The sequence below is a fragment of the Bradyrhizobium sp. CB3481 genome, from assembly GCF_029714305.1.
Lineage (GTDB): Bacteria > Pseudomonadota > Alphaproteobacteria > Rhizobiales > Xanthobacteraceae > Bradyrhizobium.
Genome location: NZ_CP121647.1, coordinates 7,527,899 through 7,550,919, shown reverse-complemented (window position 1 = coordinate 7,550,919; position 23,021 = coordinate 7,527,899). Strand labels below are relative to the sequence as shown.

21 protein-coding genes are annotated in these 23,021 nt (G+C 63.7%); 14 read left to right on the top strand and 7 right to left on the bottom strand.

Features of this window, described 5'->3' with window-relative positions; genetic code table 11:
• Window positions 1–7 precede the first annotated feature (7 nt).
• A complete protein-coding gene (locus QA643_RS36470; RefSeq protein ID WP_283030509.1) occupies window positions 8–2,236 on the top strand; it encodes an adenylate/guanylate cyclase domain-containing protein in 2,229 nt (742 codons plus the stop codon).
• Between the two features lie 152 nt (window positions 2,237–2,388).
• On the opposite strand, the gene QA643_RS36465 is transcribed toward QA643_RS36470, so the two are convergent.
• Window positions 2,389–4,002 carry an ABC transporter substrate-binding protein gene (locus QA643_RS36465; protein ID WP_283030508.1) on the bottom strand — a complete coding sequence of 538 codons (1,614 nt, stop codon included), beginning with the start codon at window positions 4,000–4,002 and terminating at the stop codon, window positions 2,389–2,391.
• Window positions 4,003–4,199: 197 nt separating this feature from the next.
• On the opposite strand from QA643_RS36465, the gene QA643_RS36460 reads away from it, so the two are divergent.
• The 7 genes from QA643_RS36460 to QA643_RS36430 all read left to right on the top strand — a co-directional run bounded on the left by QA643_RS36460 (window position 4,200) and on the right by QA643_RS36430 (window position 11,557).
• Window positions 4,200–5,858: an ABC transporter substrate-binding protein gene (locus QA643_RS36460; protein WP_283030507.1), complete on the top strand. Its 1,659-nt coding sequence runs from the start codon at window positions 4,200–4,202 to the stop codon at window positions 5,856–5,858.
• Window positions 5,859–6,049: 191 nt separating this feature from the next.
• Window positions 6,050–7,003, top strand: a complete 954-nt coding sequence (locus tag QA643_RS36455) for an ABC transporter permease (RefSeq protein WP_283030506.1) — start codon at window positions 6,050–6,052, stop codon at window positions 7,001–7,003.
• A 2-nt stretch (window positions 7,004–7,005) separates the two neighbouring features.
• Window positions 7,006–7,893: an ABC transporter permease gene (locus QA643_RS36450; protein ID WP_283030505.1), complete on the top strand. Its 888-nt coding sequence runs from the start codon at window positions 7,006–7,008 to the stop codon at window positions 7,891–7,893.
• A 4-nt stretch (window positions 7,894–7,897) separates the two neighbouring features.
• Window positions 7,898–8,974 carry an oligopeptide/dipeptide ABC transporter ATP-binding protein gene (locus QA643_RS36445; protein WP_283030504.1) on the top strand — a complete coding sequence of 359 codons (1,077 nt, stop codon included), beginning with the start codon at window positions 7,898–7,900 and terminating at the stop codon, window positions 8,972–8,974.
• Complete coding sequence (locus QA643_RS36440) at window positions 8,971–9,168, top strand: hypothetical protein (protein ID WP_283030503.1); 198 nt, start codon at window positions 8,971–8,973, stop codon at window positions 9,166–9,168. The genes QA643_RS36445 and QA643_RS36440 overlap by 4 nt, the downstream gene beginning before the upstream one ends.
• Complete coding sequence (locus QA643_RS36435) at window positions 9,165–10,577, top strand: amidase (protein WP_283030502.1); 1,413 nt, start codon at window positions 9,165–9,167, stop codon at window positions 10,575–10,577. The genes QA643_RS36440 and QA643_RS36435 overlap by 4 nt, the downstream gene beginning before the upstream one ends.
• Window positions 10,574–11,557, top strand: coding sequence for an ABC transporter ATP-binding protein (locus QA643_RS36430; RefSeq protein ID WP_283030501.1), 984 nt, complete (start codon window positions 10,574–10,576; stop codon window positions 11,555–11,557). Before QA643_RS36435 ends, QA643_RS36430 begins: the two co-directional genes overlap by 4 nt.
• Window positions 11,558–11,701: 144 nt before the next feature.
• Here QA643_RS36430 and QA643_RS36425 read toward each other — a convergent pair whose 3' ends face one another.
• The gene (locus QA643_RS36425) at window positions 11,702–11,917 is read right to left on the bottom strand and encodes a hypothetical protein (RefSeq protein WP_283030499.1); all 216 of its coding nucleotides are present in this window, start codon (window positions 11,915–11,917) and stop codon (window positions 11,702–11,704) included.
• A gap of 125 nt (window positions 11,918–12,042) precedes the next feature.
• Here QA643_RS36425 and QA643_RS36420 point away from each other — a divergent pair, with 125 nt between their 5' ends.
• The 3 genes from QA643_RS36420 to QA643_RS36410 all read left to right on the top strand — a co-directional run bounded on the left by QA643_RS36420 (window position 12,043) and on the right by QA643_RS36410 (window position 15,726).
• Window positions 12,043–12,312 (top strand): GlsB/YeaQ/YmgE family stress response membrane protein, encoded by a 270-nt coding sequence (locus QA643_RS36420; RefSeq protein WP_161851617.1) that lies wholly within the window; start codon window positions 12,043–12,045, stop codon window positions 12,310–12,312.
• 364 nt (window positions 12,313–12,676) lie between these two features.
• A complete protein-coding gene (locus QA643_RS36415; RefSeq protein WP_283030497.1) occupies window positions 12,677–14,422 on the top strand; it encodes a type I secretion system permease/ATPase in 1,746 nt (581 codons plus the stop codon).
• Window positions 14,419–15,726 (top strand): HlyD family type I secretion periplasmic adaptor subunit, encoded by a 1,308-nt coding sequence (locus QA643_RS36410; RefSeq protein WP_283030496.1) that lies wholly within the window; start codon window positions 14,419–14,421, stop codon window positions 15,724–15,726. The genes QA643_RS36415 and QA643_RS36410 overlap by 4 nt, the downstream gene beginning before the upstream one ends.
• A gap of 159 nt (window positions 15,727–15,885) precedes the next feature.
• Here QA643_RS36410 and QA643_RS36405 read toward each other — a convergent pair whose 3' ends face one another.
• Window positions 15,886–16,773 carry a hypothetical protein gene (locus tag QA643_RS36405; RefSeq protein WP_283030495.1) on the bottom strand — a complete coding sequence of 296 codons (888 nt, stop codon included), beginning with the start codon at window positions 16,771–16,773 and terminating at the stop codon, window positions 15,886–15,888.
• Window positions 16,774–16,903: 130 nt separating this feature from the next.
• On the bottom strand, window positions 16,904–17,398 hold the full coding sequence (locus tag QA643_RS36400) for a CinA family protein (RefSeq protein ID WP_283030494.1): 495 nt from the start codon (window positions 17,396–17,398) through the stop codon (window positions 16,904–16,906).
• 131 nt (window positions 17,399–17,529) lie between these two features.
• On the opposite strand from QA643_RS36400, the gene QA643_RS36395 reads away from it, so the two are divergent.
• From QA643_RS36395 to QA643_RS36385, 3 genes are all read left to right on the top strand, one after another.
• Window positions 17,530–18,600 carry an amidohydrolase family protein gene (locus QA643_RS36395; protein WP_283030493.1) on the top strand — a complete coding sequence of 357 codons (1,071 nt, stop codon included), beginning with the start codon at window positions 17,530–17,532 and terminating at the stop codon, window positions 18,598–18,600.
• A 61-nt stretch (window positions 18,601–18,661) separates the two neighbouring features.
• On the top strand, window positions 18,662–19,765 hold the full coding sequence (locus tag QA643_RS36390) for an amidohydrolase family protein (RefSeq protein WP_283030492.1): 1,104 nt from the start codon (window positions 18,662–18,664) through the stop codon (window positions 19,763–19,765).
• The gene (locus tag QA643_RS36385) at window positions 19,765–20,178 is read left to right on the top strand and encodes a Rieske (2Fe-2S) protein (protein WP_283030491.1); all 414 of its coding nucleotides are present in this window, start codon (window positions 19,765–19,767) and stop codon (window positions 20,176–20,178) included. Before QA643_RS36390 ends, QA643_RS36385 begins: the two co-directional genes overlap by 1 nt.
• 80 nt (window positions 20,179–20,258) lie before the next feature.
• Here the strand turns inward: QA643_RS36385 and QA643_RS36380 are convergent, their stop codons facing one another.
• From QA643_RS36380 to QA643_RS36370, 3 genes are all read right to left on the bottom strand, one after another.
• Window positions 20,259–20,537, bottom strand: coding sequence for a hypothetical protein (locus tag QA643_RS36380; RefSeq protein ID WP_283030490.1), 279 nt, complete (start codon window positions 20,535–20,537; stop codon window positions 20,259–20,261).
• Window positions 20,538–20,748: 211 nt separating this feature from the next.
• Entirely contained in the window at window positions 20,749–21,864 is a 1,116-nt protein-coding gene (gene tcuB / locus QA643_RS36375; protein ID WP_283030488.1) for a tricarballylate utilization 4Fe-4S protein TcuB, read from the bottom strand.
• Between the two features lie 31 nt (window positions 21,865–21,895).
• Window positions 21,896–22,927: an esterase gene (locus tag QA643_RS36370; protein ID WP_283030486.1), complete on the bottom strand. Its 1,032-nt coding sequence runs from the start codon at window positions 22,925–22,927 to the stop codon at window positions 21,896–21,898.
• Window positions 22,928–23,021: the final 94 nt, after the last annotated feature.

Below are 23,021 nucleotides of genomic sequence, written 5' to 3'. Positions count from 1 at the left end.
AGACAGCATGAAACGACTGCGGGCCCTACCCAGATGGTTCTCGCGGCGCATCGGCTACGCCCGGCTGCTGTGCCTTGTGCTCCTGATCGGGTTCGCCGCACTGCGGGTAGCCGATCCGGCGCCGGTCGAGGAAATCCGCGTCAGGACGTTTGACGCGTTCCAGCGCATCGACCCCCGCAAGAAGACCACGCGGCCGGTGACCATCGTGGATATCGACGACAAGAGCCTGGAAAAGTTCGGGCAGTGGCCGTGGCCGCGGACGCGGATTGCCGAGCTCATTACCGAGCTGACGCGGCTCGGCGCTGTCGTGATCGCGTTCGACGCGGTGTTTTCGGAACCCGACCGGCTCAACCCGGCCGTGGCGGCCGAGGCCTTCCCGCAGCTCGATGAGGAAACCCGCGCCAAGCTGCGCAAGATGCCGAGCAACGACCAGATCCTGGCCGATGCCATCACGAAGTCGCGCGTCGTGCTCGGCGAGTCGGGCCTGCCGGAGGAAATCGTAGCGCTTGACAAGACGCTGCCGGTCACCGGCCTTGCGATGCTCGGCGAGGAGCCGCAGCGCTTCATGTACGAATTTCCCGGCCTTTTGCGCAACGTGCCGGTGCTGGAGCACGCCGCCGCCGGGCGCGGCCTGTTCACCATCAAGCCCGAGCGCGACGGCATCGTGCGGCGGGTGCCGATGATCATGCTGGCGCAGGGCCAGACCATGCCGTCGCTGACCTTCGAGATGCTCCGCGTCGCCAGCGGTTCCGGCACCATCCTGATCAAGGCAGAGAAGGGCGGAATCAAGAGCCTCGGCATCGGACGCGTCCAGATTCCGACGGATAAGAACGGCCAGCTCTGGGTTCACTACGCGCGCAACGACGCCTCGATCTACGTTCCCGCCGTCAACGTGCTGGAGAAGAACGTCGCGCCCGACATGATAGCGGGCAAGCTGGTCTTGATCGGCACCTCGGCGGTCGGCCTCAACGACATCAAGACCACGCCGGTCGCGCGCGCCATGCCCGGCGTGGAGATCCATGCCCAGGTGCTGGAAAGCGCGCTGTCGGGTGCTGTCATCTCACAGCCAGTCAACGGTATCGTTCTCGAATTCGCGGCAGCAATGCTGTTCGGGCTGCTGGTGATTGCGTTGGCGCCGCTGTTTGGCCCCGTCTCGCTGGTCGTCGTCGGAGGCGCCTTTGCAAGCGTGCTGGTCGGAACGTCGGCCTATTTTTTCACGCAGCACCGGCTGCTGATCGACTTCACCTATCCCCTGATGTCGACCACCGCGCTCTATCTGACGCTGATCTTCGCCGCCTTCGTGCGCGAGCAGCAGCAGCGCAAGAAGATTCGCTCGGACTTCGCGCAGTATATGTCGCCGGTGTTGGTCGAGCAGATCGCACAGCATCCGGAAAAGCTGGTGCTCGGCGGCGAAGAGCGCGAGATGACCATCATGTTCTCCGACATGCGCGGCTTCACCTCGATCTCGGAGACCTACAAAGACGATCCGCAGGGCCTCACCACGCTGATGAATCGTTTTCTGACGCCGCTCACCAACGCGATTCTTGCGCGCAAGGGCTATATCGACAAGTACATGGGCGACGCCATCATGGCGTTCTGGAACGCGCCGCTCGACGACAAGGACCACGAGCTCAACGCCTGCGAGGCGGCGATCGACATGCTGGAACGCGTCGACGAGCTCAACCGGGAGCGCGAGCAGGAAGCCAAGGAGGCGGGGCGTCCGTTCATTCCGCTCAATATCGGCGTCGGCCTCAACACCGGTATCTGCGTGGTCGGCAACATGGGATCCGATCTCAAATTCAACTATTCGGTGTTCGGCGACAGCGTCAACGTGGCCTCGCGCCTGGAAGGCCAGTCCAAGGAATACGGCTTCCCCATCATCGTCGGCTCCAAGACCGCGCTGGCGGTCAAGGACAGGTTCGCCATTCTCGAGCTCGACTTCATCATGGTGAAGGGCAAGAAGGAGCCGGAGGTGATCTACGCCATCGCCGGCCGCGAGGACGTTGCGCAGTCCGGCCGCTTCCAGCGCCTGCGCAACCTGACGATCGAGATGCTCGCCTGCTACCGCAGCCGCGATTGGGATGGCGCGCTCGCCGCAATCGAACGTGGCCGCAAGACCGACGAGGCCAATGCGCTGGAGCTGCTGTACGATTTGTACGAAGCGCGCATCCGCAATTTCCAGCAAGCCCCGCCGCCGGTGGACTGGAACGGCGCCTTTGCGCTGCTGACGAAATAGTTTACCCGCACTGTCATCACTCGCGAAAGCGGGTGATCCAGTACGCCGTGACGCCAGCGAGATAGCCGGAAGGCCGCGGCGTACTGGATACTCCGCTTTCGCGGAGTATGACGAATGCTGCGCGCGGCGCGAATGTCCTACCTCACGATTGCCTACTCCAGCCCGATCTGCGTCAAATCCTGGAACCAGTGCTGCGCCTGCACGAACTTCTTCACTTTCGGCGACAGCGCGTGCGGGTTGGTGTCGTGCACCACCCACACCAGCGTGGCGTCGTCGACGATCTGCGCATGGGCCTCCGCCAATAGCTCGTCCTGCTTGACGACATCAAAGGTCTGCTTGGCTTCGTCGATCAGCGCATCGACCTTGGGGTTCTTGTAGCCGCCCCAGTTAACGCCGACAGGCGCGACCTGGCCGGAGTGGAAGAAGCGCACGATGGCATAAAGCGGATCGGACGTGACATAGGCGATGTTGTTTGAGGTGATGTTCGCGTTCATCTCGTCGGCTGCGCCCTTGCGCCAATGCGTATAGAGCGTCTCAAGCTCGACCACCTTGAAGTCGATCTCGATGCCGATTTCCTTGAAACTTTGCTGCAAAAATTCGTTCATCGGCAGCGAGAGCATCTGCCCCGTGCCGCCTTGCGCGATGATGAAGGTCGTCTTCAGCGGCTTATCCTTCGAATAGCCGGCTTCCTCGACCAACTTCTTGGCCGCAGCGACGTCGTATTTGTGCTCGAAGGTCGGCTTGCCGAACCACGGGCTCGACGGGTCGACCTGGCCCTTGGCGGGCTTGGCGAGGCCGTTCATCAATCCGACCACCGCGTCGCGGTCGATCGCGAGGTTGAGTGCCTTGCGCAGGCGGATGTCGGTCCAGGGCGAGCCGGGCAGCACGCTCAGATGATAGTTCCAGACATGCGGCGTGACGTTGTCGACGATCTTCATGCCGGCGGATTTGAGCTGCGGCACGGCATCCGGCGCCGGGGTCTCGATCAGATCGACCTGTCCGGCCAAGAGCGCATTGGTGCGCGTCAGTGCTTCCGGCATCGGGATCAGCACGATCTTGTCGGCCTTCGGAAGCCGCTTCTTGTCCCAGTAGTCGGCGTTCTTGGTCAGCTCCGCGAGCTCGCGCGGCACCAGCTTTGTCAGCTTGAACGGCCCAGTGCCGGAGGGCTGGCTGGCGAACTTGTCCCAGTCCTTGCCGAGCTTTTCATATTGCGCAGGGCTGGAGACCAGAAACCACAGCATCTGGTACGGGAAGAATGAATCGACCGTCTTGGTGGTGATCTCGATCGTGTCGTCGTCGATCTTGGCGTAACTCGCGACCGAGGGCAGGCGGGTCTTGACCTGTGCGCTCTGCCGCTTGTCGAACTGCGGTGCCTTGTCATTGAGCACCTTGTCCAGATTCCAGATCACGGCGTCAGCGTTGAAATCGCTGCCGTCGTGAAATTTGACGCCCTTGCGAAGGGCGAAGCGCCATTTCTTCTTGTCCTGCTCGTCGACCTTCCATTCGGTCGCAAGCCCCGGCACCAGTCTGCCGGGCCGGTCGGACACATCCATCTCCCACGCGACCAACGGATCGTAGATCGTATAGGCCGAGAACTGATAGGCGCCGGCGCCGCGGTCGGGCTGGCCTGTGGTCAGCGGAATGTCCGCCATCGATATGCCGTAGCGCACAACGGTCTCCGCCTGCGCCGAAATTGTAGGCAGGCCAAGAGAGAATCCGAGGGCTATTGCCGGGGCAGCAAGAAGCATCGAATATCGGGTGCGCATGATTTAAGCTCCATCGGGCAGGGTGAAGTTAAAAAATGCAAACTTGGTGCCAGATGGAGCATGGAAGGCGCACTTGCATGCACATACTCATGAGAGTTGTGTGGCTAAAAGCCTCTGGCGGCGCGCCATCCTTGGCACAGGCGTTGCATACCGTTGCATAAGAATTAGTCACCCAAGTCGAGAAGGGATTGCTGCATATGCGTAACGAAAAATCGAAGAAGACGGCCACCGCGTGGCTGCTGGCGACGGCGCTGGTGGTCGGTCTGCCGCAACTGGCGAGCGCCGAGACGGTGCTGCGGATCGGCATGACCGCCGCCGATATTCCGCGCACGCTCGGCCAGCCCGACCAGGGCTTTGAGGGCAACCGCTTCACCGGCCTGACCATGTATGACGGGCTGACGATGTGGGACCTGTCGTCAGCCGACAAGGCGAGCGTGATGATTCCCGGGCTCGCGACCGAATGGAAGGTCGACGAGTCCGACAAGAAGAAATGGACCTTCAAGCTGCGTCCCGGCGTCAAATTCCATGACGGCAGCGACTTCAACGCCGATGCCGTGGTCTGGAACGTCGAGAAGGTGCTGAAGCAGGATGCGCCGCATTTCGACGCCAGCCAGGTTGGCGTCACCGCCTCGCGCATGCCGACGCTGGCTTCCGCCCGCAAGATCGACGACATGACGGTGGAATTGACCACCAAGGAGCCGGACAGTTTTCTGCCGATCAACCTGACCAATCTGTTCATGGCCAGCCCTTCGAAGTGGCAGGCGCTTTATGACAAGGCTGAAGGTGCCGACGCCAAGGCCAAGTCACAGGCCGCCTGGGCGGCGTTCGCCAGGGCCGCCTCGGGCACCGGCCCGTGGAAGATGTCGAAGTTCACCCCGCGCGAGCGGCTCGAACTGGTCAAGAACGAGGGCTATTGGGACAAGGGCCGCGTGCCCAAGATCGACCGCATGGTGCTGCTGCCGATGCCGGAAGCCAATGCCCGCACCGCGGCATTGCTTTCAGGCCAGGTCGATTGGGTCGAGGCGCCGGCACCTGATGCCGTCAAGGAGATCAAGGCGCGCGGTTTCCAGCTCCAGGCCAATGAATCTCCCCATGTCTGGCCATGGCAGTTCTCGCGCATCGAAGGCTCGCCGTGGAACGACATTCGCGTCCGCAAGGCCGCCAATCTCTGTATCGACCGCGAGGGCCTCAAGGACGGTCTGCTCGCCGGCCTGATGGTGCCGGCCACCGGTACCTTCGAGCCCGGCCATCCCTGGCGCGGCAAGCCGACCTTCGAGATCAAGTATGATCTGAAGGCGGCGCAGAAGCTGATGCAGGAGGCGGGTTACGGCCCGAGCAAGAAGCTGACGGTGAAGACCCAGACGTCGGCGTCGGGATCGGGCCAGATGCAGCCCTTGCCGATGAACGAATATCTGCAACAGGCGCTGGCCGAATGCTACTTCGACGTCCAGCTCGACGTGATCGAGTGGAACACACTGTTCACCAATTGGCGCCGTGGCGCCAAGGACCCGACCGCGAACGGCGCCAACGCCACTAACGTCACTTACGCGGCGATGGACCCGTTCTTCGCGCTGGTGCGCTTCCTGCAATCGTCGATGGCACCTCCCGTCTCGAACAATTGGGGCTATATCAACAATCCCAAATTCGACGAGTTGGTGACGAAAGCCCGCCAGACCTTCGACCCCGCCGCGCGTGACGCGGCGTTGGCCGAACTGCATGCGGCCTCGGTGGACGATGCGGCGTTCCTCTATGTTGCCCACGACGTCTCGCCGCGCGCCATGAGCCCGAAGGTCAAGGGTTTTGTGCAGCCGAAGAGCTGGTTCGTCGACTTCTCGCCGGTGTCGATGGCGCCGTAAGGTGAGCAGGCTGGCAGGGCTCCCCTCCCCCTTGCGGGGAGGGGTTGGGGGAAGGGGTTCACACGGGCAGTCCCGGTGTGGCCCACCCCTCTCCCTAGCCCTCCCCCGCAAGGCGGGAGGGAACCCTCACATCGTGCGTCCCTTACTGTAACCAGCGCACCTCATCGTGCGGCATCACGTTAGGTAAGTCTGTGTTCGCTTATACTGCCCGACGTATCGTCTACGTCATTCCGATCGTGATCAGCGTCGCGCTGGTGTGTTTCCTGCTCGTGCACATCACGCCCGGCGATCCGCTGGTTGCGGTGCTGCCGGCCGATGCCTCGCAGGAACTGGCCGCGCAAATGCGCACCGCCTACGGCTTCGACCGGCCGCTACCGGTCCAGTTCGGGCTGTGGCTGTGGCGCGCGATCCATGGCGATCTCGGCGCTTCGATCGCGACCGGCCGCCCGGTGCTGTCGGAAGTGCTGCGCGCCGTCGGCAACACCGTGACGCTCGCCATCGCCGCCGCGCTGATCGGCTTCACGCTCGGGCTGTTGTTCGGCCTGATCGCCGGCTATTTCCGCGACACCTGGATCGACAAGGTCGCGACCTCCTTTGCCATCGCCGGCGTCTCGGTGCCGCATTACTGGCTCGGCATGGTGATGGTCATCATCTTCTCGGTGCAGCTCAACTGGCTGCCCGCGGTCGGCGCCGGCCCCGGCGGCTCCGGTGCGTGGGGCTGGGACTGGGAGCACATGAAATATCTGATCCTGCCGGCGATCACGACCTCGGTTATTCCGATGGGCATCGTCACCCGCACGGTGCGGGCGCTGACCGGCGACATCCTTTCGCAGGACTTCGTCGAGGCCTTGCGCGCAAAAGGCTTGCGCGAGACCGACGTGTTCAAACACGTCATCAAGAACGCGGCGCCAACCGCGCTTGCCGTGATGGGCCTGCAGCTCGGTTACATGCTGGGCGGCTCGATCCTGATCGAGACCGTGTTCTCCTGGCCCGGCTCGGGATTGTTGCTCAACTCGGCGATCTTCCAGCGCGACCTGCCGCTGCTGCAGGGCACGATTTTGGTGCTGGCGCTTTTCTTCGTCACGCTCAATCTCCTGGTCGATATCGCGCAGGCCGCGATCGATCCGCGCATCAAGCGGAGCTGATCATGGCCGTGATGTCGGATACCGCGTTGCAGGCCGCTCCCGTCACCAAAGCGCGTGGCTATTGGGCGACCGTCGGCCGCCGTATCGTGCGCGACAAGGTCAGCATGGTCTGCGCTTTTGTGCTGATCCTGATCTTCGCCTCCGCGCTGCTGGCGCCATGGCTCGGCCTCGCCGACCCCTATCAGGGCTCGATGATCCGCCGGCTTCGCCATATCGGCACGCCGAACTATCCACTCGGCACCGACGAGCTCGGCCGCGATATGCTGGCGCGGCTGATCTATGGCGGGCGGCTGTCGCTGATCATCGGCATTTTGCCTGTTATCTTCGCCTTCGTGATCGGCACCTCGCTCGGCCTCGTCGCCGGCTATGTCGGCGGCCGGCTCAACACCGCGATCATGCGCACTGTGGACGTGTTCTACGCTTTTCCCTCGGTGCTGCTGGCGATCGCGATCTCCGGCGCGCTGGGCGCGGGCATCGTCAACTCGATCGCCTCGCTGACCATCGTGTTCGTGCCGCAGATCACCCGCGTTTCCGAAAGCGTCACGACAGGCGTGCGCAATATGGACTTTGTGGAGGCGGCGCGCGCCTCCGGCGCCGGGCCCTTCACCATCATGCGCGTGCACATGCTGGGCAATGTGCTCGGGCCGATTTTCGTCTACGCCACCGGCCTGATCTCGGTGTCGATGATCCTCGCCGCCGGCCTGTCGTTCCTGGGTCTGGGGACAAAGCCGCCGGAGCCGGAATGGGGGCTGATGCTGAATACGCTGCGCACCGCGATCTATATCAATCCGTGGGTGGCGGCGCTGCCGGGCGTGATGATCTTTGCCGTGTCGATCTGCTTCAACCTGCTCAGCGACGGCATGCGTAGCGCCATGGATATCCGGAATTGACGTGATGAGTGAGACATATCAGTCAGTTGAGGTGCTGGAACAGGTCGAGGATATCGGCGGCGCGGCGCAGCCGCTGCTGCAGGTGGTCGGCCTGACCAAGCACTTTCCGGTACGGGGCGATCTCTTCAGCCCACGCAAGACCGTGCGCGCGGTCGACGACGTTTCCTTCTCGATCGGAAAGGGCGAGACGGTCGGCATCGTCGGCGAATCCGGCTGCGGCAAGTCGACCACTGCGCGGCTTCTGATGCATCTGATGAAGCGCGATGCCGGCGACATCATCTATGACGGCATGCAGGTCGGCCGCGCGCTCTCGCTTCGGGAGCTGCGCCGCGGCATGCAGATGGTGTTTCAGGACAGCTACGCCTCGCTCAACCCGCGCCTCACCATCGAGGAATCCATCGCCTTCGGCCCGAAGGTGCACGGCATGGCTGACAGCGCCGCGCGCACGCTGGCGCGCGAGCTGCTCGGCAAGGTCGGCCTGCGGCCCGAAACCTTCGCCAACCGCTACCCGCACGAGATTTCCGGCGGCCAGCGCCAGCGCGTCAATATCGCGCGGGCGCTCGCGCTGTCGCCGCGGCTGGTGATCCTCGACGAAGCGGTATCCGCGCTCGACAAGTCGGTCGAAGCCCAGGTGCTCAACCTGCTGGCGGACCTCAAGCGCGAATTCGGGCTGACCTATCTCTTCATCAGCCACGATCTCAACGTCGTCCGCTACATCAGTGACCGCGTGCTCGTGATGTATCTCGGCGAGGTGGTCGAGCTCGGACCGGTCGACAAGGTCTGGGATCAACCTTCGCATCCCTATACGCGGGCGCTGCTCGCCGCCATGCCGTCGTCCGATCCCGATAACCGCACCGAAACGCCGCCGATCTCGGGCGATCCGCCGAATCCGATCGATCCGCCGTCCGGCTGCCGGTTTCACACCCGCTGCCCGTTTGCGGAGCCGCTCTGCGCAAATGCCACGCCAAAACTCAGCGATGTCGATACAATGGGCCATCAGGCGGCGTGCTACATGGCCATTGCAGGCTCCGGGCACAGCCGCGCGCCGGCAAATAACAACAACACGGGAGTGACCGCATGAGTAGACCCGATCCCAAGCAGGTCAAGGTAATGACCGACGTCGCCGGCGTGCCGCAGGATGCCGAAGTGTCCGCACGCATCGCCAACTCCATTGGCCCCGCTTTCGATGGTTTTGCGCCGATCGCCGGCACGCTGCCGATGGATCTCGAGCCAGCAAGCTTTCTCCTGGTGCAGAACGCGAAGGTGTCGAAATGAGCGGCGAACCGGCCCTGATGTCGCTGGTTGCGGTCGGCAAGGCGATCGCGGGCAAGAAAATTTCCTCGCGCGAGGCGACACAATCCTGTCTCGACCGCATCGCGGAGTGGCAGCCGCGTGTCAACGCCTACATGGCGATCGAGAAGGAGGAGGCGCTCGCCGCGGCTGACGCCGCCGATGCTGATCTCGCCAGGAGCAAGATTTCAGGCCCCCTGCACGGCGTGCCGATGGCGCACAAGGACATGTATTACGACGCCGGCAAGGTCGTGACCTGCGGCTCAAAAATCCGGCGCGAATTCGTGGCGACCACGACCTCGACCGCGCTGCAGCGGTTGAAGGACGCCGGTTCGGTCCGGCTCGGCTCGCTGCAGATGGTGGAGTTCGCCTATGGCCCCACCGGGCACAACGTGCATTACGGCGCGGTGCGCAATCCCTGGAACGTCGATCACATTACCGGCGGCTCTTCCTCGGGCTCCGGTTCGGCGGTCGCGGCCCGGCTGACCTTTGCGGCGCTGGGCTCCGATACCGGCGGCTCGATCCGGATGCCCGCGCATTTCTGCGGCGTCACCGGCTTCAAGACCACCGTCGGCCTGATCAGCCGCGCCGGCGCGATGCCGCTGTCGCAATCGCTCGATACCGTTGGGCCGCTGGCGCAAACCGTCGAGGATTGCGCGCTGCTGGTCGGGTTGATGGCGGGCGCCGATCCCGAGGATCCGACCACGTCGACGCGGCCGGTGCCGAACTACATGGCGGCGACCACGGCTTCGCTGAAAGGCGCGAAGATCGGCGTGCCTACGGCGTTCTATGTCGACGACCTCGATCCCGAAGTGGCGCGGGTGCTCGACGAGACCATTGCGACTCTCAAAAAAGAGGGCGCCGAGATCGTCAAGGTCGAACTGCCGGACCAGCGCCAGCTCACCGCCGCCTGCCAGATCGTGCTCGCCACCGAGGCCGCCGCTTTCCACAAGCGCTGGATGATCGAGCGTCCGCAGGATTACGGCGGACAGGTGTTGATGCGGCTGCAGAACGGGCTCGCCATTCCGGCCGTGACCTATCTCGAAGCGATGCGCTGGCGCGGCCCGGCGCTATCAGCTTATCTGGCGGCGGTCGAAGGTACCGATGCCGTAATCGCGCCGGTCGCGCCGATGCCAGCCGCGACGATTGCCGAGAGCGACGTCGGCAACAGCCTCGATGCGGAGGCCGTGATCCAGCGGATCACGCGTTTCACCCGCCCGATCAACTATCTCGGCCTGCCGTCGCTCTCGATCCCCGCGGGCTTCACCAGCAAGGGTCTGCCGGTCGGCATGCAGTTGATCGGCCGTTCCTTCGATGAGGCCACGCTGGTGCGAATTGGCGCGGCGTTTCAGCGCGCCACTGACTATCACCAGAAGGTACCCAAGCTGGCATGAGCAACCTCGTCGACATCAGCAACCTCAGCATCCGCTTCACCGGCGAGCGCACGGTTCATGCCGTCAACGACATCTCGCTCTCGCTTGGCGAGGGCGAGGTGCTCGGCCTGCTCGGCGAATCCGGCTCGGGCAAGAGCGTGACCCTGCGCGCGCTGATGCGGCTGTTGCCGCGGAAGCGAACGCAGATTTCCGGCACGGTGAAGGTGCTCGGACGCGACGTGCTGGCGATGAACGACGAGGAACTCTCGGCTTTTCGCGGCCAGACCGTTTCGATGATTTTTCAGGAGCCGGCGCTGGCGCTCGATCCCGTCTACACGATCGGCCGGCAGATCGCGGAGAGCGTGATCCGCCACGAAGGCAAGAGCGAGAAGGAGGCCATGGCACGCGCGCTGGAGATGCTGGAGGTGGTGCGCATTCCCTCCGCCAAGCGCCGGGTCGAAGCCTATCCGCATGAGATGAGCGGTGGCATGCGCCAGCGCGCGATGATCGCGCTGGCGCTGGCCTGCAAGCCGAAGATCCTGCTGGCGGATGAGCCGACCACGGCGCTGGATGCCACCGTGCAGATCCAGATCCTCTTGCTGTTGCGCGAGCTGCAGCGCGAGTTCGGCATGTCCGTGATCTTCGTGACCCACGATATCGGCGTCGCCATCGAAATTTGCGACCGCGTCGCGGTGATGTATGCGGGACAGATCGTGGAGCAGGGCAAATTGCGCGATATCGTCCGCACGCCGGTGCATCCCTATGCCAAGGGCCTGTTGGCTTCGACCGTGCACGGCGCCAAACGTGGCGCGCGGCTGGAGACCATTCCGGGTACGCCGCCTTCGCTCGACAAGGCGCCCGTCAGTTGTTCGTTTGCGCCGCGCTGTGCTGTAGCCGAGCCGCGCTGCAGCGAGCGTCTGCCGCCCAATGTGCAGATACCGCCGGATCGAACCGCGCGTTGTGTGTTGGCGGAGTCAGTGGAAGTTTCTGCCGCTAGCTGAAGTGGCGTTCCCCGGATGCTGCGCAGCGCGCCGCATTCGCGGCGTGGTGCGCTGCTGATCCGGGGCCAGTTGTTGTGGAGGTATTGGGTCCCGGCTCTGCGTCGCATCACTGCGTGACGCGCCGCGTCCGGGACAGGAGAGCGGTCAGCCGCCTAGCCCGGGGTCGGCCCATTGCTCGATCTGTGACGGCCCCACGACCTGCTTCGGCTGATGGGGATTGAGGGTGCCGGCGCTGGCGGACCAGCCCTTGGCCAGGATTTGCATTGCAAACAGCTTGGCGTCGATTTCAGATTTGAAGGTACGGGTCGAACGCGCCGTGCTCGCCGCAGCGGCGTCCGTCTTGTCCGGACCGAAAGTCACATACCAAATATCGCTTTGTTTCATGCCGTCACAACGTGCGTGACATAAAAAAGTTTCACTTCGCAGGCGCAGTTGGAATCTGGGATGGCACGACATCGGCCGGCCCGAACCCTGGGGGACGTCAAATGGTGATTTCCAACGAAGGCATTCTCGTCATTCTCTTTGTCGGCCTGGTGGCCGGCTGGCTTGCCGGTAAGATCGTGCACGGCACCGGCTTTGGCATCATCGGCGACATTCTCGTCGGCATCGCCGGCGCGCTGCTGGCCAGCCTGCTGTTTCCCAAGCTCGGCATTCGCCTCGGCACCGGGCTGGTCTCCGAGATCGTCTATTCCACCATCGGTGCCATCATCCTGCTGGTGATCGTGCGGCTGCTTCGCACCGGCGGGCGTTGGTAGCGCGCTATTTCGCACGGCCTCGTTCCCGGGTGCTGCGCAGCGCGAAGCGGTGCCTTTGCGGCTTTAGCTCCGGCCCTGCGCAGCAGCGTTAACGGCGGCACCGCGTTCCGGACCCTGACCGGCGAAAGGCCTCGTGGGAGGGGCCGGATCTCGGCGCCCGGGTGATTTCCGGTGCCGATTCTACCCTTGCCGGCCGGCTAAACGGCTGGCGAGGCCTGCAAAAGGGCCCGGCGGGGCTCCCGATGCCCGCCTTTCCGACTCACAGCGGTGAACCTGATCGCGGTTAACGTGTCTTAAATAGACGGTGTCCGAAAACACCGGTAAAACCTGTTCGTACCTTATCCATTTGACGAGATACGCATTAATGGCAGCCGCTCCCGGTGTCCGGCGTTCCGAGCTCGGTGAGGCGCTGCGCGCCTGCCGCAACGCCTTTTTCGGCGTCGGCGTCATGAGTTGCATGATCAATATCCTGTACCTCACCGGCTCGGTCTTCATGCTGGAGGTTTACGACCGCGTGCTGCCGAGCCGCAGCGTGCCGACCCTGGTCGGTCTGGTGCTTCTCGCCGCCGGCCTCTATGCCGCCCAAGGCGGTCTCGACCTGATTCGCGGCCGCATCCTCGGCCGCATCGGAACTGCGCTCGACGAAGCCATCAATACGCGGGTGTTCGAAACCGTGGTGCGTCTGCCACTGATGGTCGGCAGCCGCAATGAGGGACTGCAGCCGCTGCGCGACCTCGACAATGTCAGGTCGTTTCTCGGCAGCATGGGGCCCGGTGCGTTCTTCGATCTGCCTTGGCTGCCGTTCTATCTGGCGATCTGCTTCGCGTTTCACTGGCTGCTCGGCGTCACCGCGCTGATCGGCGCTATCATCCTGGTCACGCTGACGCTGGTCACCGAGTTCCTGTCGCGGACGCCAGCGAGAGAGGCGATGACGCTGGCGGCGCGGCGCAACGATCTTGCCGCCACCAGCCGCCGTAATGCCGAGGTGCTGGTCGCGATGGGCATGGCCGGACGCCTGACCAAGCGTTGGAGCGAGGCCAACGAGACCTATCTGGCCGGCAATCAGCGCGCCAGCGATGTCGCCGGCGGCCTCGGCGCCGTCGCAAAAGTCCTGCGCATGATGCTGCAATCGGCGGTGCTCGCGGTCGGCGCCTATCTCGTCATCCACCAAGAAGCCACCGGCGGCATCATCATCGCGGGCTCGATCCTGAGCGCGCGCGCGCTGGCCCCGGTCGACCTCGCCATCGCGCACTGGAAAGGCTTTGTCGCCGCGCGCCAGAGCTGGCATCGCCTTTCCGGGCTCTTGGAAAAGATGCCGCCGGCGAACCAGCAGACCCTGTTGCAGGCGCCGACCACGCGGTTGTCGGTCGAGGCCGTCAGCATCGTGCCGCCGGGCGAGCAGCGCGTCGTCGCGCAGGATGTCAACTTCGTCGTCGAGGCCGGCACCGGTCTCGGCGTGATCGGGCCGAGCGGTTCAGGCAAGTCGTCGCTGGTGCGCGCGCTGGTCGGCGTCTGGGCACCGGCCCGCGGCAAGGTGCGGCTCGACGGCGCCGCGCTCGACCAGTGGTCGTCGGACGTGCTCGGCCGCTACATCGGCTATCTGCCGCAGGACGTCGAACTGTTCGGCGGCACCGTGGCGCAGAACATCTGCCGCTTCGATCCCGAAGCGAAGTCGGACGCGATCATCGCCGCCGCCAAGGAGGCCGGCGTGCACGAGATGATCATCAAGATGCGCGAGGGCTACGACACCCAGGTTGGCGAGCAGGGCGCGGCGCTATCCGCCGGGCAGGCGCAGCGGGTGGCGCTGGCGCGCGCGCTCTACGGCAATCCGTTCCTGATCGTGCTCGACGAGCCGAACTCCAACCTCGACAGCGAAGGCGATGAAGCGCTGACGCGCGCGGTGCGCGCGGCGCGGGCGCGCGGCGCCATCGTCATCGTGGTGGCGCACCGGCCAGTCGGTATCGAGGCGGTCGATCAGCTTCTTGTGCTGAAGGATGGCCGTATGCAGGCGTTCGGGCCGAAGGAAGCCGTGCTCAACCAGGTGCTGCAGCGCCCGGCTTCGCCGCCGATCAAGATTGTGTCCGATGCGGGAGCAGCGAAGAAGTCATGACCGCCGAGCTGAAGGGCGCGCGCCGTTCGATCCGCAGCCATCTCATCCTGGGTCTTGCGCTGATGCTGGTGCTCGCCGGCGGCTTTGGCGGCTGGGCCTCGACGGTGCAGATTTCGGGTGCGCTGATCGCGCCCGGCTCGGTGGTGGTCGATTCCAACGTCAAGAAGGTGCAGCACCCGACCGGCGGCGTGGTCGGCGAGGTCCGCGTGCGCGACGGCGATGTCGTCAAGTCCGGCGATGTCGTGGTGCGGCTCGACGAGACCGTGGTCAAGGCGAGCCTTGCCATCGTCGTCAAGACGCTGAACGGCTTGTGGGCGCGGGCGGCGCGGCTGGAGGCCGAGCAGCGCGGCCTCGACAAGATCAAGTTTCCGCCGCAACTGACCGAGCGCGCCGACGATCCCGATGTCCGTGACGTCATGGCGAGCGAAACCAAGCTGTTCGAGGTTCGCGTGTTCGGGCGCGCCGGGCAGAAATCGCAGCTGCGCGAGCGCGTGGCGCAGCTCAACGAGGAGATCGCCGGCCTCACCGCGCAGGAGCAGGCCAAGGAAAAGGAAGTTGCGCTGGTCGAGAAGGAGCTGGTCGGCGTTCGCCAGCTTTATGAGCAGCGGCTGATCCAGATCTCGCGCCTCACAGTGCTGGAGCGCGACCTGGCCCGCCTGTCGGGCGAACGCGCGCAATATATCGCGGCGCGGGCACAGGCGAGGGGCAAGATCACCGAGACCGAGCTGCAGATCATCCAGATCGACAAGGACGTGGTCAGCGAGGTCTCCAAGGATCTGCGCGAGACCAACGACAAGATCGGCGAGTTCGTCGAGCGCAAGGTCACCGCCGAAGACCAGCTTCGCCGCATCGACATCCGCGCGCCGCAGGACGGCGTCGTGTTGCAATCGACGGTGCATACCGTCGGCGGCGTCATCACCGCAGGCGATGCCATCATGATGATCGTGCCGAAGGCCGACGACCTCTCCGTCGAAGCCAAGGTCAATCCGCAGGACATCGACAAGCTGCAGATTGGCCAGAAGACGCTGCTGCGGCTCTCGGCCTTCAATCAGCGTACCACGCCGGAACTCAATGGCGTCGTCACCCGCGTCTCCGCCGACGTCACCACCGACCAGCGCACCGGCCAGAGCTACTACACCATCCGCGTCTCGCTGCCGCCGGACGAAGTGAAGCGCCTCGGCGAGGTCAAGATCATCCCGGGCATGCCGGTAGAAGCCTTCGTCCAGACCGGCGACCGCACCATGATGTCGTATTTATTGAAGCCATTCAGCGACCAGCTGATGCGTTCGTTTCGGGAGCGGTGATTCCCTCTCTGTCGTCCCTGCGAACGCAGCTCTCCGCTGTCATCACCCGCGAAAGCGGGTGATCCAGTATTCCAGAGACGGTAGCAATTGAATCGAGAAGCCGCGGCGTACTGGATACCCGCCTTCGCGGGTATGACGTTGTGTGGGAAGCGAACCGCCCTACCGCCGATCGTACTCATCCGGTCCCATCGCGTAAGGCCACTCCTCATGCCCCGGCGCGTAGGTGCGGTTGGTCTCTGCCGGATTGCGGTTGACCAGCGGCCGCATGAACATCGGGTGGGTGGCGCTGCGCACCTCGTGCTCGACGGTGAACAGGTGCCTGCCGTCATCGAGATCGACGATGTCGCGGAAGCGGTATTGATACTGATTGTCTTCCTGCGAGATCAGGCCGCGTTCGCCGAGGCGGCGGTACGGGCCGGAGAAATCCGTGATGTAGATCTGCACGTGATGGCCATCGTAATCCGGCTGCACGCGGTCGGTCTCGCGAAACTGCAGGTACTGGTTCTTGCCGGCCTTGACGTGGGCAACCGTGCCGTCGCCGTTCAATAGCTCAGCCTGCATTCCCATGACCGCGGGATAGAACCCAGAGATCGCTTTCGCCGTCCCAACCGGCACGTCGAACTCGACATAGGGGATGCCGAGCGTAATGCGTCCGAAGCGCGCTGCGTCCGGCTCGTAGCAGCGCACGCGATTGCCCCAGGGGCAGATCGCCTCGACATGGTCGTTGCGCTCGCTGAATGCGAACGATGTTCCCTCCAGCTTCTTCGCGACCGATGCCAGCCGATCCAGCAGCGCCGCGCGGCCGGCGATGATAAGGCCGGTATGGCCGCGCAGCACCTGCGCCCTGCCTTGCGGCAGGTGAAACTGGCTCCTGCCGACATTGACCCACATGTTGCTGTCGGAGACCATCAGGTAGGGATCGCGGGTCAGCCCGAGGCCGGCGACATAGAACAGCGTCGCCAGGCGCTGGTCGGGAATGGTGACGTTGACGTGCTCGAGATGGATCGAATTGCCGAGATCTTCTGCGGCGCGGTCGAACTGTTGCATGGATGTGATCCTCAGGTGGCCTGCCTTCGTAGGGTGGGCAAAGCGCAGCGCGCCCACCATTCCTTCTTTCCCTAGATCAAATTGGTGGGCACGCTGCGCTTTGCCCACCCTACGAGACTGCACTCGCTTGTCAGGGAGTTAGACGTAGCAGCAACAACTCCAGCGCCATCTTCGCGAACGCCTGCATGTTCGCCTGACGATCGTTGCTGCCGGTCTCTATCGTGGTCACTGAGTCCGCTCCACTAACCGCCCGACTAGCGACCGCGATACAGCAATGTCCGGCCGCATCGCCATAGCGGTTGTCGGTCGGTCCAGTCGCCCCGGTCTCCGACAGGCCCCAGTCGGTCGCAAAGCGTTGGCAGACGGTGCTCGCCAGCAGTTTCGCGTAAGGCTCGGAGGCCGAGCGGATGCCCTCCATCGCCTCATCCGGGATATCCATCAGCAGCCGCCGGGCATCACGCGTATAGACCACGCCGCCGCCGAGGAAATAGGCGGAGGCGCCCGGCACCGACAACAGCGCCGCCGAGATCAGGCCGCCGGTTGAAGATTCTGCGACCGCAATCGTCTGTTTGCGTGCGATCAATTGAGCGGCAATCTGTTCGGCTATTGTTATGAGTTCTTTCATCTCACCTCCCAAAAATCCCGCCAGTCATGTCTTCCTAGCACAGGAGGTTCACGTTTGCCGAGTTGCGACGCGCCGGCCGCCCTGATTGAATGGTTCAAACGACCGCCTTGATGCGGCACAGGGGAAACACCATGACGTCGCCGCTTCCCGGCGGCGTGGATTGCGATCTGCATCCCGCCGTTCCGCATTTGACCAGCCTGTTGCCCTATATGAACGACTATTGGCGCGATCAGGTGACGACCCGCGGCATGACCGACCTGGTCTCGCAATCCTACCCGACCAACTCGCCGATCTCCTCGCGACCCGATTGGCGGCCGGCGCAGGGCAAGCCGGGCGCCGATATTGCCGACATGCAGAAGCAGGCGCTCGATCGGTTCGGCGTTCGTTATGGCATCTGCAATCCGCTTTACGGCGTGCAGATGGTGTTTTCCGAAGACATGCAGGATGCGTTCTGCCGCGCATTGAACGACTGGCTCACCAAGGAGTGGCTGGACAAGGACGATCGCCTGCGCGGCTCGATCGTGATTCCGACGCAGAGCGTCGACAAATCCGTCGCCGAGATCGAGCGCTGCGCCAAGGACAAGCGCTTCGTCCAGGTGCTGATGCTGGTCATGGGCGACATGCCGCTTGGCAAGCGCGCCTACTGGCCGATCTACGCCGCCGCCGAACGGCTGGGCCTGCCCATCGGCATTCATGCCGGCAGTGCCTATCACAACCCACCGACCTCGGTCGGCTGGGGTTCCTATCACATCGAGGACTATGTCGCGCAGGCGACCGCGTTCCAGACCCAGCTCACCAGCCTGATCGTCGAGGGCGTATTCGCAAAATATCCTGGTCTGAAGATGGTGATGCTGGAAAGTGGCTTCACCTGGCTGCCGGCCTATCTGTGGCGGCTGCACAAGTTCTGGCGCGGCATACGGATGGAAACGCCGTGGGTCGATCGCGCGCCGCTGGAGATTGTGCGAAGCAACATCCGCTTCTCGCTGCAGCCGGTCGACGCGCCGCCCGATCCCGCAACCCTGAACCGCCTGTTTGACCATATGCAGTCGGACGAATTGCTCCTATTCTCGACCGACTATCCGCATTGGCAGTTCGACGGCGACGAGGTGCTGCCGCCGGGATTGTCGCCCGATCTGGTTCGCAAGATCATGATCGACAATCCGCGCGCGACGTATGGCCGGTTGGAGGTAGTACCGGCATGATCCCAAAAAGTGGAGACCGGTTTTTGGACCAGATCATGCCGAGGCATAAGGAGACGACGCCATGAACGTCCAGTTCCGTCCAGACTCTTCGGCCTCGGTCAACGTCAAGACCGCGATCGCCGATTGCGACATCCACCCAGCGCGCGCCACCAATGACGAGCTTTTCCCGTTCATGGCAAAACGCTGGCACGAACATCTCGAGGCCTACGGCAAGCAGGCCTATCACGGCATGATGGAAGGCCCGCCCTATCCGAAGGCGCAGCCGAATGCCTCGCGCCGCGACGCCTGGCCGCCGGAAGGCGGGCCGCAGGGCTCCTCGCTGTCCTTCATGCAGAAGCAGCTGCTCGATCCCTATAACGTCGCGCTGGGCGTGCTCAATCCGCTCAACAGCGGGCAGGGGCTGCGCAACCAGGACCTGGCCGGTGCGATCTGTTCAGCGATCAATGACTGGCAGATCGAGAAATGGACCAGCAAGGACAAGCGCCTGAAGGCATCGATTGTCGTTGCCAATGAGGACGGCGTGACTGCGGCCGCCGAAATCTGCAAGCGCGCCAGCGATCCCAACTTCGTGCAGGTGTTGCTGCTCTCTCGCAATGTCGAGCCGCTGGGACAGCGCCGCTACTGGCCCGTCTACGAGGCGGCGCAGGAGATCGGGCTGCCGGTCGGCGTGCACGCCTTCGGCTTTGGCGGCAATCCGCTCACCCCATCGGGCTGGCCGAGCTTCTACATCGAGGAGATGGTCGGCCATGCGCAGTGCCAGCAAACGGTGCTCGCAAGCCTCGTGCTCGAAGGTGTGTTCGAACGTTTCCCCAAGTTGAAGATGGTGATGATCGAGGCCGGCTTCGGCTGGGCGCCGTCGCTCGCCTGGCGGCTCGACAAGAGCTTTGAGAAGCTGCACAGCGAGGTGCCGCATCTGAAACGAAAGCCGTCGGAATATATCCGCGACCACATCTGGTGGACAACGCAGCCAATGGAAGATCCGGAGCGGCGCGATCATTTGTTCCAGGCGATCGAATGGATCGGCTGGGACAAGCTCCTATTCGCGACCGACTACCCGCATTGGGATTTTGACGAGCCATCGCGCGTGCTGCCGCCCGGCGTCAGCGAGGCCAATCGCGAAGCGTTCTATCTCGGCAACGCCAAGAAGCTGTACGGCATATCCTGATGGCTCGCCACGTCATTGCCCCGGTGGCCGAGTTGCCGCCGGGAACACGAAAATTCCTCGACATCGACGGGCGGCCGATCGCGATCTTCAACGTCAAGGGCGAGTTCTTCGGCCTGTTGAACCGCTGCCCGCATCAGGGCGCGGCGCTCTGCGAGGGGCCACTGATCGGGCTGGCGCAATCTTCCAACCCCGGCGAGATCGAATACACAAAACTGGGCGAAATCATCCGCTGCCCCTGGCACGGCTGGGAATTCGATATCCGCACCGGGCAGTCCTACTGCGACCCCAAACGTTTCCGCGCCCGTGCCTATTCTGTCAATGTCGAGCCGGGATCGGCCGTGGTGAAAGGGCCTTATGTCGCGGAGACGGTCGCGGTGTCGGTCGAGAGCGACTACGTGGTCGTGGATTTGTAGCGACGCCGTCCAATCCGTCAGCGCTGCCTGAGGGTGGGCACGCTGTCGCTTCGCCCACCCTACGGCATTACAACATTGCGTTAGCGACCGCCGCCACCACCGCCACCTCCGCCGCCGCCACCACCGCCGCCATCACGCAGCGCCGGATTTTCGCGCGGGTCGAGATTCTTCATGTGGGTTGGTGAAATGTCACTGCGGATCGGGCGGTTTCGAAGCTCTTTCACATACTCCATGTGGCCGCCGCAGGCCTGCCGGGTGACGGCTTGGTCGCAGTAGGGATTGCCCACGAAAGCGGGCGCGGCCATCGCGCTCGTTGCGCTGAGCGCAACGAGTGCTGCCGCAGACAGCATCAACTTCATCGACATCTGTACTCTCCATTCCTGTTGGCGAGACCGGAATGGCTCGCACGGGGAGTTCGACGATGTCAGATGAAAAGCGGTTCGAACGGGAGCGTGATGTAGATCACGTTGGTAACCGGAATGTGAGCCGCGTCATTCCGGGACACGCGATCATGCCACTCGTGGCGATATGTCGCCGGCATTCCTCGCATGAGAAGGAAAGGCCGGTGAGCTATTCCGGTGCCGCATGCGCCATCGCCTTGCGCTCCATCGCGTAGCGCACCAGCGCGGTGAAGCGGTAGATGCCGTGCACGAACTTGCCGTAGGGCATGGTGACGAACAGCGAGAACACCACGCCGAGATGCAGCGCCAGCAGCGGGCCCATCGCCGCCGTCTCGCGCAGGAATAACAGCGCCATACCGGTAAGGCCTGTCAAGAACAGCATCACGATGAACGCGACGTCCATGCCGTAACGCGCTTCATCGACCAGCACGGTGTCGCGCTTCGATCGCTCGGCCAGCAGGCCGATCGGCCCGATCAGCAGTCCGATGCCGCCGAGCGTGCCGAGCACGACGGGCAAATCCCACCAGGCATATGGCGCCTGCCGCGCCAGCAGATAGTGATAGAGCGTCGCGACGCAGGTGGACGCAAAGCACAGCGCGAAACCGTAAAATGTAAGATGGTGATAGAGCCGGCGCCGGTCGGTCGGACGGTCGTCCTCGTTGAAGCAGCCGACGCCGCCGCCGTCCAGATAACGCAGCTCGCCGGCATCGCGCATCGCCTGGAACAACGCGCCGGCATTCGTCTTCATGCCAACGGGCTCGCCGATGTCGCGCCAGAACGCGCGCACACCCATGGTGAGCGCCACGATCGCATAGAGAAACGCTGCGCCGAACAGCGCCGCCATCGCGTTGTGCGGCATCAGCTTGTAGAACGCCCCCGGCCCGGTATGGATGCCGAACAGCACCTGCCGGTCATGCCAGGCCGCGAAGCCGAAAATGAATGCGGCAACGCTGAAAGCCGCGACGAGGCTGATGATAAGCCCGTTGCGCGCAAACGTGCCGGCAAAGACGCGAGGCCAGACATAGGCCGCCCAGGAATCCGCACGCGCTACCGCGAGCGTCTTGGGCACATTGACGTCGAACTCATGCGGCGGCGAGAACTGGCAATCGGTGTAGCAGGCGCCGCAGGCGTGGCAGAGATTGGCGAGGTAGTTGAGATCGCCGTCGGAGAATGCGCGGCGCATCTCCATCGCCGGAAATACCGCGCACAGCCCCTCGCAATAGCGGCAGGAGTTGCAGACCGTCATCAGGCGGTCTGCTTCCTCAAGAATTCGCGTTCCGTGCATCCGTTGCTTCCTGCGATTTACGCGAACCCGGTCACTTCGTCAGGCCCTTGCCCTCGAGCCATTTCTGGATCAGGCCGGCGACCTCGGCATTGTTCTTGTCCATCATCACCATGTGCGAGTTGCCCTTGATGCCGACCTGCGGCAGGTCGACGACGTCGACACTGCCGCCTGCGGCCCTAACGGCATCCGCAAACGCAAGGCCGTTGGCGCGGATCTTCGGCCAGCGCGAATCCTTCTCGATGTAGTCGCCATAAATGATGAGCGTCGGAATGTTCTTCAGCGCATCGGCCTTGGCGGGATCGCCGAGGCCGGCGGGCTCGACCGCGATCAGCGCCTTGACCTTGTCGGGCCGCGCCTGCGCCACCTTGAAGCCGAAGCTGCCGGCCTGGCTGTGGAACAGGATGATGGAGGGGCCGACGCGGTCGATCTCGGCGATATAGGCGGCGATGATGGCGTCGTCCGTCGTGGTCCAGCGCGGCACGTTCTGCTTGACGAAGTTCTCATAGCCTTCGTTCGGAAACTGGCTGCCCGGCATCAGCTTGCGCTTGGCGGGATCGGGATCGTAGGAGCCGGCGCCGTCGCCGATGCGAAACCGCTCGAATGGATTGGCGGTTGTAAGGAACACCGGCTCGCCCTTGAAGATATCAGGGTATTGCGCCCAGCCGGCGCGGCCGCGCTCGACCGCGTCCGAATTGTAGACCGCCCAGCCCTTGCGCAGAAAATAGTTCAGCCAGCCCTCGCGTCCGTCCGGGGTTGTCTCATAGGTGACGCCGGTCAGCCCGCCGCCGTGCCACATCAGCAGCGGATAGGCGCCCTTCTCATTGGCGGGCAGAAAATACTGCACATACATCTGCTCGACCTGATAGGTGCCGTTCGGATCGACCTTTGCCGGCACGCCGCCGGGCGTGAAGGTGACTTCCTTCACGGGCTTGCCGGAAATTTCCACCAGCCGGCCGCCGACATGAAACGAACCCATGTCGCGCAACGCGATTGGCTCGGCGGCATTGGCCAGCGTTGCGGACATCAGAGCTGCCGCAGCAGAAAGAATCGCAAGACGAGTCATGATTTCTCCCTTTGTGTTCTCCCTCTCCCCGCTCTTCGCGGGGGAGGGGGGGGTGAGGGGCTCTCTCCGCGAGCACAGTGCTTGGAGAGAGCCT

Bases quoted from the DNA above. Each gene is read 5' to 3' on its own strand.
- QA643_RS36470 (WP_283030509.1), top strand. From the start codon at position 8: ATGAAACGACTGCGGGCCCTACCCAGATGGTTCTCGCGGCGCATCGGC.
- QA643_RS36465 (WP_283030508.1), bottom strand. From the start codon at position 4,002: ATGCGCACCCGATATTCGATGCTTCTTGCTGCCCCGGCAATAGCCCTC.
- QA643_RS36460 (WP_283030507.1), top strand. From the start codon at position 4,200: ATGCGTAACGAAAAATCGAAGAAGACGGCCACCGCGTGGCTGCTGGCG.
- QA643_RS36450 (WP_283030505.1), top strand. From the start codon at position 7,006: ATGGCCGTGATGTCGGATACCGCGTTGCAGGCCGCTCCCGTCACCAAA.
- QA643_RS36445 (WP_283030504.1), top strand. From the start codon at position 7,898: ATGAGTGAGACATATCAGTCAGTTGAGGTGCTGGAACAGGTCGAGGAT.
- QA643_RS36440 (WP_283030503.1), top strand. From the start codon at position 8,971: ATGAGTAGACCCGATCCCAAGCAGGTCAAGGTAATGACCGACGTCGCC.
- QA643_RS36435 (WP_283030502.1), top strand. From the start codon at position 9,165: ATGAGCGGCGAACCGGCCCTGATGTCGCTGGTTGCGGTCGGCAAGGCG.
- QA643_RS36430 (WP_283030501.1), top strand. From the start codon at position 10,574: ATGAGCAACCTCGTCGACATCAGCAACCTCAGCATCCGCTTCACCGGC.
- QA643_RS36420 (WP_161851617.1), top strand. From the start codon at position 12,043: ATGGTGATTTCCAACGAAGGCATTCTCGTCATTCTCTTTGTCGGCCTG.
- QA643_RS36415 (WP_283030497.1), top strand. From the start codon at position 12,677: ATGGCAGCCGCTCCCGGTGTCCGGCGTTCCGAGCTCGGTGAGGCGCTG.
- QA643_RS36410 (WP_283030496.1), top strand. From the start codon at position 14,419: ATGACCGCCGAGCTGAAGGGCGCGCGCCGTTCGATCCGCAGCCATCTC.
- QA643_RS36405 (WP_283030495.1), bottom strand. From the start codon at position 16,773: ATGCAACAGTTCGACCGCGCCGCAGAAGATCTCGGCAATTCGATCCAT.
- QA643_RS36400 (WP_283030494.1), bottom strand. From the start codon at position 17,398: ATGAAAGAACTCATAACAATAGCCGAACAGATTGCCGCTCAATTGATC.
- QA643_RS36395 (WP_283030493.1), top strand. From the start codon at position 17,530: ATGACGTCGCCGCTTCCCGGCGGCGTGGATTGCGATCTGCATCCCGCC.
- QA643_RS36390 (WP_283030492.1), top strand. From the start codon at position 18,662: ATGAACGTCCAGTTCCGTCCAGACTCTTCGGCCTCGGTCAACGTCAAG.
- QA643_RS36385 (WP_283030491.1), top strand. From the start codon at position 19,765: ATGGCTCGCCACGTCATTGCCCCGGTGGCCGAGTTGCCGCCGGGAACA.
- QA643_RS36380 (WP_283030490.1), bottom strand. From the start codon at position 20,537: ATGAAGTTGATGCTGTCTGCGGCAGCACTCGTTGCGCTCAGCGCAACG.
- tcuB (WP_283030488.1), bottom strand. From the start codon at position 21,864: ATGCACGGAACGCGAATTCTTGAGGAAGCAGACCGCCTGATGACGGTC.
- QA643_RS36370 (WP_283030486.1), bottom strand. From the start codon at position 22,927: ATGACTCGTCTTGCGATTCTTTCTGCTGCGGCAGCTCTGATGTCCGCA.